General features: G+C 47.2%; 10 protein-coding genes and 1 pseudogene. 6 read left to right on the top strand and 5 right to left on the bottom strand.

What is annotated here, in order from left to right:
- Positions 1 to 33: 33 nt before the first annotated feature.
- Positions 34 to 1,629, bottom strand: a pseudogene (mutS, locus tag AC4E7D_RS03965) (DNA mismatch repair protein MutS); the annotation flags it as partial.
- Between the two features lie 151 nt (positions 1,630 to 1,780).
- On the opposite strand from mutS, the gene AC4E7D_RS03970 reads away from it, so the two are divergent.
- Complete coding sequence (locus AC4E7D_RS03970; RefSeq protein ID WP_490172511.1) at positions 1,781 to 2,329, top strand: RNA methyltransferase; 549 nt, start codon at positions 1,781 to 1,783, stop codon at positions 2,327 to 2,329.
- 156 nt (positions 2,330 to 2,485) lie between these two features.
- Here the strand turns inward: AC4E7D_RS03970 and folK are convergent, their stop codons facing one another.
- Positions 2,486 to 3,625: a 2-amino-4-hydroxy-6-hydroxymethyldihydropteridine diphosphokinase gene (gene folK, locus AC4E7D_RS03975; RefSeq protein WP_490172512.1), complete on the bottom strand. Its 1,140-nt coding sequence runs from the start codon at positions 3,623 to 3,625 to the stop codon at positions 2,486 to 2,488.
- Between the two features lie 189 nt (positions 3,626 to 3,814).
- Here folK and sppA point away from each other — a divergent pair, with 189 nt between their 5' ends.
- The 3 genes from sppA to AC4E7D_RS03990 are packed head-to-tail and all read left to right on the top strand — an operon-like array spanning position 3,815 to position 8,967.
- A complete protein-coding gene (sppA, locus tag AC4E7D_RS03980) occupies positions 3,815 to 5,572 on the top strand; it encodes a signal peptide peptidase SppA (protein ID WP_490172513.1) in 1,758 nt (585 codons plus the stop codon).
- A gap of 3 nt (positions 5,573 to 5,575) precedes the next feature.
- Entirely contained in the window at positions 5,576 to 6,286 is a 711-nt protein-coding gene (locus AC4E7D_RS03985; protein ID WP_490172514.1) for a queuosine precursor transporter, read from the top strand.
- Between the two features lie 50 nt (positions 6,287 to 6,336).
- Positions 6,337 to 8,967 carry a hypothetical protein gene (locus tag AC4E7D_RS03990; RefSeq protein ID WP_490172515.1) on the top strand — a complete coding sequence of 877 codons (2,631 nt, stop codon included), beginning with the start codon at positions 6,337 to 6,339 and terminating at the stop codon, positions 8,965 to 8,967.
- Here the strand turns inward: AC4E7D_RS03990 and AC4E7D_RS03995 are convergent.
- Complete coding sequence (locus AC4E7D_RS03995) at positions 8,960 to 9,754, bottom strand: DUF2797 domain-containing protein (protein WP_490172516.1); 795 nt, start codon at positions 9,752 to 9,754, stop codon at positions 8,960 to 8,962. The genes AC4E7D_RS03990 and AC4E7D_RS03995 overlap by 8 nt on opposite strands.
- Positions 9,755 to 9,828: 74 nt before the next feature.
- Here AC4E7D_RS03995 and AC4E7D_RS04000 point away from each other — a divergent pair, with 74 nt between their 5' ends.
- Together AC4E7D_RS04000 and AC4E7D_RS04005 are read left to right on the top strand one after the other, a co-directional pair.
- Positions 9,829 to 11,343, top strand: coding sequence for a GH3 auxin-responsive promoter family protein (locus AC4E7D_RS04000; protein WP_490172517.1), 1,515 nt, complete (start codon positions 9,829 to 9,831; stop codon positions 11,341 to 11,343).
- A gap of 63 nt (positions 11,344 to 11,406) precedes the next feature.
- Positions 11,407 to 11,964, top strand: a complete 558-nt coding sequence (locus tag AC4E7D_RS04005) for a hypothetical protein (RefSeq protein ID WP_490172518.1) — start codon at positions 11,407 to 11,409, stop codon at positions 11,962 to 11,964.
- A gap of 6 nt (positions 11,965 to 11,970) precedes the next feature.
- Here the strand turns inward: AC4E7D_RS04005 and clpX are convergent, their stop codons facing one another.
- Entirely contained in the window at positions 11,971 to 13,206 is a 1,236-nt protein-coding gene (gene clpX, locus AC4E7D_RS04010) for an ATP-dependent Clp protease ATP-binding subunit ClpX (RefSeq protein ID WP_490172519.1), read from the bottom strand.
- Between the two features lie 85 nt (positions 13,207 to 13,291).
- Positions 13,292 to 13,716, bottom strand: a 425-nt coding sequence (locus tag AC4E7D_RS04015) for a ClpP family protease (protein WP_490172520.1), incomplete at its 5' end; no start/stop codon positions are given.

Below are 13,716 nucleotides of genomic sequence, written 5' to 3' on the forward strand. Positions count from 1 at the left end.
GGTCTAGAGCCTCTATGATCTCACCTGATTTTGTTGGGCAAACAATTGCTGTTCCAGGTCGAGGATGCGCTCCTGAGCCCCCAGGATTTTAGCTTCGTATTCTTTGAGTTCCTCGGTGATATATCGCTCGGCATTTACCAGGGTTTGTTTTCGGACCCATTCCTCCGGGACTTTATCCTTGTGGGTATTGCGGACCTCGATATAGTAGCCAAAGACATTGTTGGAAGCTATTTTTAAGGAGGGTATCCCTGTGCGCTCTGTTTCCCGCGACAACATCTGGTCCAGATAGGCTTTGCCAGATGTAGCCAATCCCCGGAGTTCGTCCAGTTCTTCGGAATATCCCGGTGCGATAACATCACCTTTCTGTATATGCGTGCCGGCTTCTTCCTGTAGCATTTCTTTGATGCGGCTACCCAGTGCTTCACAGGGGGAGATGTGGTCTCCCAATTTTTTAAGTGCGACGCATTCTGTGTGTTCAAGCAGCTGTTTCACAGGTTTGATGGCTTCAAGGGAATTTTTTAACTGTACCGTTTCCCTGGGATTGATCTTACCTGTCGCTATCTTGGAAACCAGGCGTTCCAGGTCTGATAGTTTCACCAGGTAGCTCTGCAGTTTTTCCTGCAGCTCTTCCGATTCCAGGAGATGGGCTACTCCTTCGTGCCGTTTTTTGATCTTCCCTATATTTTTTAACGGAAGGGCCAGCCATCTTTTTAGCATGCGCGAGCCCATGGGGGAAAGCGTCTTATCGATAACGTCCAGCAGGGTTACAGCCTGCTCGTGCTGGGAATGGTACAATTCCAGGTTACGGATCGTGAATCGGTCCATCCAGACGTATTCCTCTTCGGCAATCCGCTGGATTTTATTGATATGTCTCAGCTGGTTATGACGTGTTTCAGAAAGGTAATGCAGTACTGCCCCAGCAGCCAGGATGCCCTGTTTCAGGTGGTCGATACCAAAGCCTTTCAGTGAGGTGGTTTTAAAATGGCCCGTTAAACTTTCCTGGGCATAGTCTTCCTGGAAAACCCAGTCATCAACCAGAAAGGTATGCCAATGGCCCCCAAAGGATTCCTTAAAAGTGGTCTTTTCTGTTTTGGAGACCAGGACTTCTGAAGGACCAAAATTCTGTAGCAGTTTATCTACCTGTTCCTGGTTTCCTTCGGCGGTCAGGAATTCCCCCGTGGAGATGTCAAGAAAAGCAACACCCAGGCTTCTGGCCCCGAAATGTACGGCACATAAAAAATTGTTTTTCCGGGCATTCAGGATATCGTCATTGAGTGCAACCCCTGGCGTGACCAGTTCTGTTACCCCCCTTTTTACAATGGTCTTGGTAAGCTTGGGATCTTCGAGTTGGTCGCAAATAGCCACTCGCTGTCCGGCGCGCACCAGTTTTGGCAGGTAGGTGTTTAACGCATGGTGCGGAAAACCGGCCAATTCCGTGCGATCCCCTCCATTGTTACGTTGTGTGAGAATGATTCCCAGGATCTTTGCCGCTTTTACTGCGTCTTCTCCGAAAGTCTCATAGAAATCACCTACCCGAAACAGTAAAAGGGCATCGGGATATCGTGTCTTGATGCTGTTGTATTGCTGCATCAGCGGTGTCACTTTCTTCGTTTTTGCTTTCTTGGCCAAAGGGAATATTTTCTGTTACTTTTGCGGCTAAAGGGTAGCTACTAAAATACTACTTCTCTTCAGGAGGAGGAATACTTGTTGATATTTTCGGATAACTTGCGCCCACTTGAATTTCATATTGGTTTATCCGTCAACATAACAAAGCGAAAAGATGCGAAAACTACTGAATAGCGAGCTGGAACGGCTCACTGCAGAAGAATTCCGGGGGGCAGCTAAGACCCCTATGGTTCTGGTTTTGGACAATGTCCGAAGCCTGAATAACATCGGTTCTGTTTTTCGCACGGCAGATGCTTTCCTTGTAGAAAAGATCTACCTCTGTGGGATCACGGCCACGCCGCCCCATAAGGATATCCGCAAGACCGCCCTGGGGGCAACGGAAAGTGTAACATGGGAATATCGAAAAGATGCGGTTGCCTTGATAAGGGAACTGAGCAAAGACCATCACTGCCTCGCCGTAGAGCAAACCGAACAGGCCATTTGGCTTCAGGATTTTGAGCCCCAACCCGGAATAAAATACGCCCTGGTCTTTGGCAATGAGGTCAAAGGTGTAAGCCAGGACGTGGTAAATGCCTGCCACGGAGTATTGGAAATTCCACAATTTGGCACCAAACATTCACTGAATATTTCTGTATCTGCAGGCGTGGTGATATGGGACCTTTGGTCAAAAATCCAAAAGCATCCGGGTAAAAAAAAACCCTGACCATCTTGCGACGTCAGGGCACTCGATATATAGTTTGAGCTAGTTAGTTACTGAAAAAGGGATTGCAATAAAAGAAATGTAATTCAGCTGTGCAAATATTTTGTTAACTAATTGATAAGGGGTAAATAACAGCGGTGGAAGATTTGCGATGCCAAATTAACAATTGATCATATGTTCCATCAGGTTGTCCAATACCCGTTCGTAATCCGAACGCCGATCTACAAAATCCAGGTTGGTGACATCGATGACCAGGCGGTTGCTTTCCGGTATGGTTTTTAGAAATTCCACATACCCCTTGTTGATTTCTTCCAGGTATTGCGGGGCAATTTGTTGTTCGTAGTCCCTGCCTCGTTTCCGGATGTTTTCCAGCAAGCGTTTCGTATCCTGGTGCAGATATACATAAAGGTCCGGTTTCTTTACCTCCTTGTACATATAATTGAACAGTTTTCTATATAGCGCATATTCTTCCTGTCCCAGGGTTACCTTGGCAAAGATGAGCGATTTAAAGATGTCGTAGTCGCTTACCATAAACTTCTTGAACAGGTCGAACTGCTGAGTGTCATCCGTGAATTGCTGATAACGATCCGCAAGGAATGACATTTCAAGCGGGAAAGCGTATCGGCTCTGGTCTTCATAGAATTTCGGGAGGAAGGGGTTGTCGGCGAAGCGTTCGAGGACCAGTTTGGCGTTGAATTCTTCTGAGATCTTCTTGGCCAGGGTGGTTTTACCCACCCCAATATTGCCCTCAATGGCCAACAGGTGGAGTTGTGAAAAAAACTCCTCCCGGTTGGGATAGAGCTTGTACTGGCTTTTAACCAAAGTGCTGGAATCCTGGCATTGCTGCAAAAGGTTGCGCGTATCTTTCTGAAGCACCGGATGGTAAAATTGAGGGGCGATGTCTGCCAGGGGTTTTAGCACAAACTTTCTTTTCTCCAGCTGTGGATGTGGAATGCAGAGGTCATTGCTGCTCACCACTTTGTTCCCGTAATAAAGGATGTCAATGTCCAGGGTTCGTGAAACATAACCTGGTTCCTCACTTCGGTACCGGCCCAGGGCTGTTTCAATATGAACAATGGTCTTCAGGATATCTTCCGGAGACTTAGTGGTCTCCAGGGCAATGCAGGCATTTAGGAACGGGTCCCCGTCAAATCCCCATGCCGGTGTTTCGTAAACAGGGGACAAGGCGGTTGCCGGACCCAGATGATCACTGAGCATGATAACCGATCTTTGCAAGTGATAAAGCCGCTTGCCCAGATTGCTCCCAATGGAAAAATATGCAGTAACTACTTCCTCCATAACAGAACGGCAAATTAAAGAAAAGAATTCTACTAAATAGCCTTGTCGCCTAGTGATATTGGTTAAGAAAATCTTTAAATATCCCCAGATACGAGGCACAATGGTTATATTTGGCCGACAAGGACTGCGACAGTGTAGTGATGCGGGTCTTAGCCCAAGTTATTGATGTTTGAAGAGCTTTAGTATTACATGAAATTCCTAAGAAATTTACTGGCCTCTATAATCGGGAGTATGGTGGCTTTCGGGATCATATTTTTTATGTTTCTCATTTTCATAAGCCTTGCCGGGGCAGACGAAGGGGTAGTCGTCAAAAAAGACTCCGTCCTGGAATTTACCTTACCGCTTCCGTTAAGAGACTATACAGGGACAGATCAGTCAGATCCCTTCGCGGTATTGTTTGAGAAAACCCAGGGCCTGGATGAGGTTTTACACGCTATCCGTGTGGCGAAAACAGACGACAAGATTTCAGGAATAAGTATAAACAGCAATTTCCTTTTGGCAGGAACTTCCCAGGCACAGGCTATTCGAAGGGCGCTGGCCGACTTTAAATCCAGTGGTAAGTTCGTTTACGCCTACGGGGATATTTTCCTGCAGAAAGACTATTACCTGGCCTCCGTGGCAGATAGTGTGTTTATCAATCCTGTAGGGAGCATGGATTTCAAGGGGCTGTCTGCTGAGGTATTGTATTATAAGACCCTTCAGGAAAAAACCGGGGTCAAAATGGAAGTGATCCGGCAGGGAAAATTCAAGGGTGCGGTAGAGCCTTTCCTGTCAGATGAAATGAGCGAAGAGAACAGGACACAGCTAACCACCCTGCTGGAGGATGTCTGGAAAGTAATGCTGGACGAAATAGCTGAATCCCGTGGACTAACTGTCTTACAACTGGATCAGATCGCCGATACCCTTGGGGCCAGGACCCCTGAATATGCTAAGTCTTCGGGTTTGATAGACGAGATTCTTTTCCAGGACCAATACGAAGGCATCATTAAGAATAAGATGGGAGTGGCGGAAGATGAGAAATACAATGCCATAGCCCTTTCAGATTATGTACAGGTAGCCAACACCAAACGCCTGGACAGAGGAAAAGATCGCATCGCCGTGATTTTTGCCGAGGGTGAAATTCTGTATGGCAAGGGTGGCCCGGAATATATCGGTCAGGGTACCATGACCAAAGCACTAAAGAGGGTCCGCGAGGATGACAGGGTGAAAGCTGTAGTGCTGCGTGTGAATTCCCCCGGAGGCAGTGCACTAACCTCTGATATTATCTGGAGGGAGGTAATCCTTACCGGACAGGAAAAACCCTTAGTGGTATCCATGGGGGACGTTGCCGCATCTGGAGGGTATTATTTGGCCGCCGGAGCGGATAAGATCTATGCCGAAGCGACTTCGATTACCGGCTCTATTGGGGTTTTTGGTACCATTCCCAATATTAGTGGACTCGCCTCGAATGTTGGGGTCAATGCGGAGCAGGTGGGGACCAACAAAAATGCAGTGGATTATTCCTTCTTTGAGCCCATGTCTGATGGTTTCAGGGCCTATCTGCAAGAAGGGGTGGCCAATACCTATCAGACCTTTCTCGAACGTGTTGCCCAGGGCCGGAACATGGAATTGTCCGCAGTTGAGGAAATCGCCCAGGGGCGCGTATGGAGCGGGACAGAGGCCCAAAAACTCGGACTGGTAGATGAAATAGGTGGCCTGGAGGATGCCATTGCCGAAGCCGCCTCCCTCGCAGGCATTGAAAGCTACAGTATACGGAAACTCCCCAGGTATAAATCTGGTTTTGAACGTTTTATGGAAGATCTCGGCGGCGCAAGTGCCGAAGTAAGGGAAGCCTTAGTTGAAGAAGAACTGGGGGAAGAGGCCTACGGGATCCTCAGGGAGATCCGCTCAGCCGTAAAGCAGAAGGGGATTCAGGCGAGGATGCCATTTACCCTTAATATCCGCTAGATCATGACACCGAAGGATAAGAAACTGGCGTTTCGAATCTATCTCTATCTTGGCGCCCTGTTTATCACTTCCCTGGTGGTAAGCAATCTGATTTTTCAGAAATTCTTTTATTGGAAACCCTTTGGAGATGCAACCATTTTTGGCGCCCCGCTGTTTGAGATTTCTGTTGGGGTACTTCCTTACCCGATCACCTTCCTGATTACCGACCTTATTTCTGAGATTTTCGGAAAGAAGAAGGCCAACCAGATCGTAACTGCAGGGATATTCGCCTCTTTTTTTTCCATGGGGATTGTACTCCTTGCGGATCTGGCCCCGGCCATCCCTTCCTCTCCGGTTGATGACGAACTCTTTGGAAAGGTCTTTGCCCTTTCGCCCATCGCAGTGCTGGCCTCTATGATCGCCTATTTATGTGCCCAGTATGTGGATATTGCGATCTACCACTTCTGGAAACGGGTGACTAAGGGAAGAATGCTGTGGTTGCGGAACAATTTTTCAACCTTTTCCTCCCAATTCATAGACACCTTCACAGTAGTAGGACTCCTCTGCGTTTTTGGGGTGATCCCATGGAACATGTTTTACGGCCTGGTCGTAAGTGGGGTTATTTTCAAGATTTTTATCGCCTTCCTGGACACGCCCTTGCTCTACTTTTTTGTATTCCTGTTGCGCAGCCGCTTCAAATTGGAAATCGGTGAAGAAATAGATCTGGAAAAATAAAATAAATACCCCTATTTATTGTTTAAGTTGAGGAGGATAAGTATGCGGATATGAAAAAGAAACTACTTGTTGGCCTTTCTATACCGGTAGTATTGATTTTGGCCTTTTTGATAATTGTACCGTTATTCCTGGAGGCGAAAATCGGGTCGCTGCTCAGGGAAAATGTCAATAAACAGATTGAAGGGCAGTTCGATTTTAAAACGGCCAGCCTATCGCTGATTTCCAGTTTTCCAAATGCGGAATTATCCCTGGAAGGGCCCCATCTTACTACAAAAGCTCCTTTTGAAGGGGACACCCTATTCTTTGCACAGGCCCTGGAACTTAAAATGGGGATCTTTGAGTTGTTTAAGTCGGCCGAAGACCCCTTGACGGTAAAAAGCATCGTGCTGGTAAAAGGCAGCCTGAACCTCAGGGAGGACCTGGAAGGTCAGTTGAACTACGATATAATAAAGGAAATATCTGAAGGCCAGGAAGTGAACAACTCCTCGGAAGGATTCACCTTTTCCCTAAGTACTTATGAAATCGAGGAATCGGAAATCCACTATACCAGCCTGGATGCTGGCATCGACCTTGACATCCTTATAAGCAATCACACAGGAACTGGGGATTTGTCGCTCAAAGACAGCCAATTGGATACTCAGACCGAAGGCAGTTTATCCATCGCCCTGGACAGCGTGTACTACCTGCAGAACACCCCCTTTACCTGGCAGGCCCTGATCGGTATGGACCTGGAGGAGTACCGCTATCGATTTCTGGATAATAAGGCCAACTTGAAACAGCTGGCTTTGGTTTTTGATGGTGAGGTTCAGGTCGGGGACGATTATCAGGAATACGACATTAGGTTTGAAGCGCCTTCGGCAAAATTCCAGGACTTCCTGTCCATCCTCCCGGAACAATTTACAGGTAACCTGAGTACCCTCAACGCAGAAGGGGATTTTGAAATTTCCGGTATCCTGAAAGGTAGGTATTCAGAAGATGCGATACCTGAGTTTGATCTGGGCATCAAAACAGAGAATGCCAGGGTGCAGTATGCTCAGATGCCGCGTTCAATTAACGATATTTCCTTCCAGGCCGGGGTAGGGAACAATTCAGAAAATGGGAATATTAACCTGGAAGTAAAGGATGCCGCTTTCCGGATTGGCGAAGATGTATTTAACCTGAAAGCCCTGATCAAGGACATCTTAGGGGAGAGACTAACCGGGCTGTCGCTCAGGACCAATATGAATCTTGCTCATTTGAGTGAAGCCTATCCCCTGCCTGGTGGGGTAGGCTTGCGTGGCAGGTTGAAAGCTGATATACGTGCGAGTTTCAACGAGACCCTCTTGAGGCAGAAAACGTATGAGCAAATCCAGCTGGAGGGGAGTGCAGCTCTTACAAATTTTGTCTATACCGGCACGGCCTTTGCCAAAGATCGCATGTTGATTCAGGAAGCCCGGGGCAGTTTGGGGCAAAGTGATTTTGAAGTGGCCGGTAGCCTCTTTCCAATACTGGGGTACCAGTTAGGAGGGCGGGATTTGCAGGGCAAACTTAACCTCCGGTCCAACACCTTTAAGTTGGCAGATTTTATATCCGGGGCTAGTACAGAGGACAAGCAAACCGGTATGGATACGATTACTGCCATAAAAATACCGGAAAACTTGAATTTGGAGATAGCGGCCCGTGCCGGCAAGGTAGTGTACAATGAATTGGAATTAGACAATTTTAAGGGAACCATCAGGGTAAATGAAGGTGCAGTTGACTTTCAGGAGGTTACTACCGGCTTTTTAGACGGGAAACTTGCCCTGCAGGGATCCGTAAATACACGCATGGAACAGCCTCAGTTTGCCCTGGCCCTTGATGTACAACAGCTTCAGATCCAAAAAGCCTTCAGGGCTCTTGACCTTTTCCAGGCTTTGGTGCCCGTGGCAAGTGCCATGGAAGGCCGTTTTTCGTCTCAGCTTGCTGTAGCAGGGGACCTGACAGCGGATTTTAGGCCCGACCTGACTTCACTTACCGGCGAAGTTCTGGCAGAAGTACTCGCCGCCAATATGAAAGCCGACCGGTTACCAGTTCTGGAGAAGCTTAATTCGTCCTTTAACTTTTTTGACTTGAATAAGCTGGATCTAAGGGGCGCAAAAACCGCCCTGGCTTTTGAGAAGGGGAAGGTACGGGTGAAACCCTTTGGCTTTAAGTACGAAGATATCGCCATTCGGGTAGAAGGGGGTCACGGTTTTGACCGTTCTTTGAATTATCAGCTGAAACTGGACGTGCCAGCTAAATACCTCGGTCCGGAAGTACAGCGATTGGTGGCCAGTATTGGAGAAACCGATTTTAAGGACCTGAAACTACCTGTACAGGTGGGGATTACAGGGTCTCACAGCTCACCACAGATCAAATCAGACCTGAACAGTGGGGTGAAGGGCCTGACCAACCAATTACTGGAACTCCAGAAACAGAAAATGCTCAACAAGGGAAAAGACAAAGCCCAGGAATTGCTTAGTGGCGTTCTTGGTAAACCTGCGGATACTGCGAAATCCAAAGAAAGTGAAGCTGTAAAGGGAGTATTGGACGTACTCAAGAAAACCCCAAAGGACAGCACGGCAAAGGACTCCCTTAAAAAAACCGAAAACCCACTTGAGGAACAGGCGAAAGGATTGTTAAAAGGTCTTTTGAAAAAGAAAAAGAAAGATACGGTCAACTGATCCCCAGGGCCACGTAATATCCTTCACTACCCCGGATATTGAACACCGTGTTGTCTTCAAAAATAAGATACTGCCCTTTGATCCCTTTGAGCACCCCGCTGTAGGAAGGTGTTTTGGTTAGGTTGAGGCTTTTCACTTTTTCAGGATATTGCAGTACCGGAAAGTCCATATGAATTTCCCCTCCCTGGTCCAGGAAGTAGGGTAGGGTCTCCTGGGGCATATGGGATTTGAGTCGCTCCCGCCAGGTCTGCAGGTCTTCATCTTCCACCTGGTTGGTGAGCATTTTCCTCCAGTTGGTTTTGTCTGATACGTGTTCTTTTAAGGCTACTTCTGTGATTCCTGCCAGGTAGCGGTTGGGAACCTCGGCAATGAGTATGGCTTCATGAGCCCCCTGATCTATCCAGCGAGTGGGTACCTGGGATTTACGTGTAACCCCAACCTTAACAGAGCTCGAATTTGCGAGATACACCACATGGGGTTGTAACTGTACTTTTTTTTCATATTCCAGGTCCCGGTCTTCCTTGTCCAGATGGGCGGTACTCAGTTCGGGTCGCATGATCCACGCACCGGCCAGTGGGGTTTCAAAGAAGCAACTCTGGCAGAACCCCTGACGGTATATCGGCAGGTCTTCCCCACAGCGCAGGCACTGGTACTTGATAAAATCGATCTGTAACTGTTTGTCCAGTACCTGGTTGACATTGAGAAAATCCTGCTCAAAAAGCATATAGTACTGTATGGGCTGGCCCATCTCTGTCTGCATCTTCTGAAGAACACCCTGGAACTGCATGAAATTGTGAAGCTTTAAATCGGTTAAAAATTATAAACTTATCCCTATTTTTAGGCAAACAAAGATATTCAAAAATGCCGATCCCGCTGTTCAATTCCATAGCGTCCTGGCTACTGAAAAAGCGTTATCACCAGATTGAACTCTTCCTGAAATACCCGGCAGAAGTTCAACAGGAGGTGCTGCAGCAGTTGCTTAACCTGGCTGAAGAAACGGAAGTGGGAAAAAACTATGAATTTTCAACCATACCCGACTACAAAACCTATGCAGACCGGGTTCCTGTGATCACCTACGAGGAGATGGAACCCCTGATAGAACGCACACGAAAGGGGGAGCAAAACCTTTTCTGGCCTACTTCCATTAAATGGTTTGCAAAGAGCAGTGGTACCACCAATGCCAGGAGCAAGTTTATCCCTGTAAGTATGGAGGCACTGGAAGACTGCCATTACAAATCAGGAAAGGACCTGTTATGCCTGTACCTCAATAACAATGAAAATTCCCAGCTTTTTACTGGGAAGAGCCTGCGCTTAGGCGGAAGCAAAGAGCTTTACGAGGACAATGGTACCTTCTTCGGTGACCTTTCCGCCATTCTTATAGACAACATGCCCTTTTGGGCGGAAATGAGCAGTACCCCGAGTAACCGCGTTTCCCTGATGAGCGAATGGGAGAGCAAAATGCACGCCATCATACAGGAGAGTATACAGGAAAACGTTACCAGCCTGGCCGGCGTGCCTTCATGGATGTTGGTACTCCTGAACCGTGTACTTGAGGAGACTGGAAAGGCCCATCTTTTTGAGATTTGGGAAAACCTGGAAGTCTACTTTCATGGAGGGGTAAGTTTTAATCCCTACCGCGAACAGTACAGTAAATTATTGCCGCGAAAAAGGTTCAAATATTATGAGATCTACAACGCTTCCGAAGGCTTTTTTGCCATTCAGGACCGCAATAATGAATCCGACCTGCTTTTGATGCTGGATTATGGAATTTTTTATGAATTCATTCCGATGGACCTTTTTGGTTCCCCGCAACAGAAGGCGGTTCCGCTTTGGGAAGTGGAACTAGGGACCAACTACGCAGTGGTCATCACCACAAATGCAGGGCTCTGGAGGTATCAGATCGGTGATACAGTCCGGTTCACCTCGCTTAACCCTTATAGGATCAAGATCACCGGCAGAACCAAACACCACATCAATGTTTTTGGGGAAGAACTGATCATCGAAAATGCCGAAGAGGCCCTGAAACGTTGCTGTCGGGAAACCGGGGCAGAAATCAAAGATTACACTGTAGCGCCCATATTCATGACCGGAAAGGAGAAAGGGGCCCATGAATGGTTAATAGAGTTCAGGAATATTCCTGAAAAGCTGGATATTTTCTGTGATTCCCTGGATCGCGCCCTGAAATCCCTGAACTCTGACTATGAGGCCAAACGGTACAATAACATGACCCTAAACAAGCCTAGGATCCATGTCGCCAGGGAGAACCTTTTTTACGATTGGCTCAAGTCCAAAGGGAAACTGGGAGGACAACATAAAATCCCCAGATTGTCCAATGAACGGGCCTACATCGATGAATTGCTTCAGATGAACCAATAAATATTGACAACGCAACAATTATTCCCAAATTCAGGTTCCCAAAACGGGGAATATAACCTGATCATGACCAAACGACTTGTTATCCTGTCCGATATGTGGGGCTGTAAAAAAGGCCTCTGGATTACCTCTTACCTCGGATATTTGCAGTCTTATTTTGATATTTCGTTTTACGATAGTCGAGAGCTGGGCTACCTTGACCTGAGCCTGAACACCAAGGATAGTCTGCATGAGGCCTTCCTTAACGGCGGGATGGACAGGGCCGTTGAACAATTGCTTATAAAGGAAAAAGGAAAGGAACCCGCTCATTACCTGACTTTCTGTGCGGGGTCCTCAATTACCTGGAAGGCTGCGCTCAAAGACTTGCCGATTAAGTCGCTTTATGCGATATCACCATTTAACCTGACCACGACCCTCAAAAAACCCGATATCCCTGTAAACCTTTTGTATGGGGAATTCCAGAAGCTACTTCCAGCAGAACAGTGGTCTGCTCAGGAAGGATTGGTCCTTGAAACCATACCCCGGTTCGGACACGAATTGTATACAGATGAGAAAATCATCCAAAAGGTATGCCTGTACCTGTTGGAGAGTCAGTTTAGTATCCGCTATAAAAAGGTAGGGTAGGGACTGTCAGGAAACTGCTTTCAGCTTTTTAATCGTTTCGTAGCTCAGCTTATCTTCAGCGTAGGGTTTGGTCACCTTAAAGTCCTTTTCATCAGTGCTGGGCAGCTCAAACATAGCATCCGTAAACACCGCTTCGCAAAGGGATCTTAAACCACGTGCACCCAGCTTGTATTCTATGGCCTTGTCAACGATATAGTCCAAAGCCTGTTCTGTAATTTTGAAAGTGATGCCATCCATGGCAAACAATTTCTCATATTGTTTGATAATAGCATTCTTAGGTTCGGTAAGGATGGCCCTGAGTGTTTTCTTATCAAGCGGGTTCATGTGGGTAAGTACAGGCAGCCTTCCAATGATCTCCGGGATCAATCCAAATTCCTTAAGATCTTTAGGGATGATATATTGCAATACATTGCTTTCATCGAGCGCATCCTCCCGTTTGGAAGCGCTGTACCCGATAGCCTGCATATTTAACCGCTTGGTGATTATACGTTCTATTCCATCAAAGGCGCCTCCTGCTACAAACAGGATATTTTCTGTATTCACCTCTATAAACTTCTGGTCCGGGTGTTTCCGGCCGCCTTTTGGGGGCACGTTAACAACAGTACCCTCCAGCAATTTGAGCAAGCCCTGCTGGACACCTTCCCCCGAAACGTCGCGAGTAATTGAGGGATTATCGCTCTTGCGGGCAATCTTATCGAGCTCATCAATGAAAACAATTCCTTTTTCGGCTTTTTCCAGATTGTAATCTGCAGCCTGAAGCAAACGGGTGAGGATACTTTCCACGTCTTCCCCGACATATCCGGCCTCGGTGAGTACGGTAGCATCAACTATGGCAAGGGGAACATTAAGCATGCGGGCAATGGTTTTCGCCATTAGCGTTTTGCCTGTACCTGTTTGCCCCACCATTACAATGTTGCTCTTTTGAATTTCCACATCATCCTCTTTGGAGTGCGGCTGCAGTAAGCGCTTGTAGTGGTTGTATACCGCAACGGAAAGGACCCTTTTCGTGCGTTCCTGTCCGATGACAAAAGTGTCCAGAAAAGCCTTGATTTCCTTAGGTTTCTTAAGGATCAATTCTGAATTGAGGTCGTCGTTTTTCGCCTGACGGGATTCCTCGGCGACAATGCCATGTGCCTGTTCAATGCATCGGTCACAGATATGGGCATCCAGCCCTGCGATCAGCAGATTGGTCTCGGGCTTTTTGCGGCCACAGAACGAACATTCCAGGTTTTCCTTTGCCATATGCGGGGGTATCTGTCAATTTCTATAACGACAGAAATGCTATTTTGGTTTATCGTATTTGCAATTCTAATCGCATCTCGGGGTGTTAATCGCTATCCCTTTCCAGGATTTCGTCGATCATCCCGTATTTTTTTGCTTCTTCAGCTTTCATCCAGTAATCACGGTCACTGTCCTCATAAACTTTTTCAAAAGTTTGCCCACTGTGCTCAGAAATAATGTGATACAGCTCATCCTTTATCTTCAGCACCTCTTTGGCGGCAATTTCTATATCGCTGGCCTGACCTTGTGCTCCTGACATGGGTTGATGGATCATTACCCTTGAGTGTTTCAGACCACTGCGCTTCCCTTTCTCCCCGGCGCACAGTAATACAGCTGCCATTGAAGCTGCCATACCGGTGCAAATGGTAGCTACGTCCGGTTTGATGAATTGCATGGTGTCATAGATCCCCAAACCTGCATACACACTTCCCCCTGGGGAATTGATATAGATCTGTATGTCTTTGGAAGAAT

This window comes from Lentiprolixibacter sp. (assembly GCF_982873095.1).

Coding starts and splice junctions, on each gene's coding strand:
- AC4E7D_RS03990 (WP_490172515.1), top strand. CDS start 6,337: ATGAAAAAGAAACTACTTGTTGGCCTTTCTATACCGGTAGTATTGATT.
- clpX (WP_490172519.1), bottom strand. CDS start 13,206: ATGGCAAAGGAAAACCTGGAATGTTCGTTCTGTGGCCGCAAAAAGCCC.
- AC4E7D_RS03970 (WP_490172511.1), top strand. CDS start 1,781: ATGCGAAAACTACTGAATAGCGAGCTGGAACGGCTCACTGCAGAAGAA.
- AC4E7D_RS03995 (WP_490172516.1), bottom strand. CDS start 9,754: ATGCAGTTCCAGGGTGTTCTTCAGAAGATGCAGACAGAGATGGGCCAG.
- AC4E7D_RS03985 (WP_490172514.1), top strand. CDS start 5,576: ATGACACCGAAGGATAAGAAACTGGCGTTTCGAATCTATCTCTATCTT.
- sppA (WP_490172513.1), top strand. CDS start 3,815: ATGAAATTCCTAAGAAATTTACTGGCCTCTATAATCGGGAGTATGGTG.
- AC4E7D_RS04000 (WP_490172517.1), top strand. CDS start 9,829: ATGCCGATCCCGCTGTTCAATTCCATAGCGTCCTGGCTACTGAAAAAG.
- AC4E7D_RS04005 (WP_490172518.1), top strand. CDS start 11,407: ATGACCAAACGACTTGTTATCCTGTCCGATATGTGGGGCTGTAAAAAA.
- folK (WP_490172512.1), bottom strand. CDS start 3,625: ATGGAGGAAGTAGTTACTGCATATTTTTCCATTGGGAGCAATCTGGGC.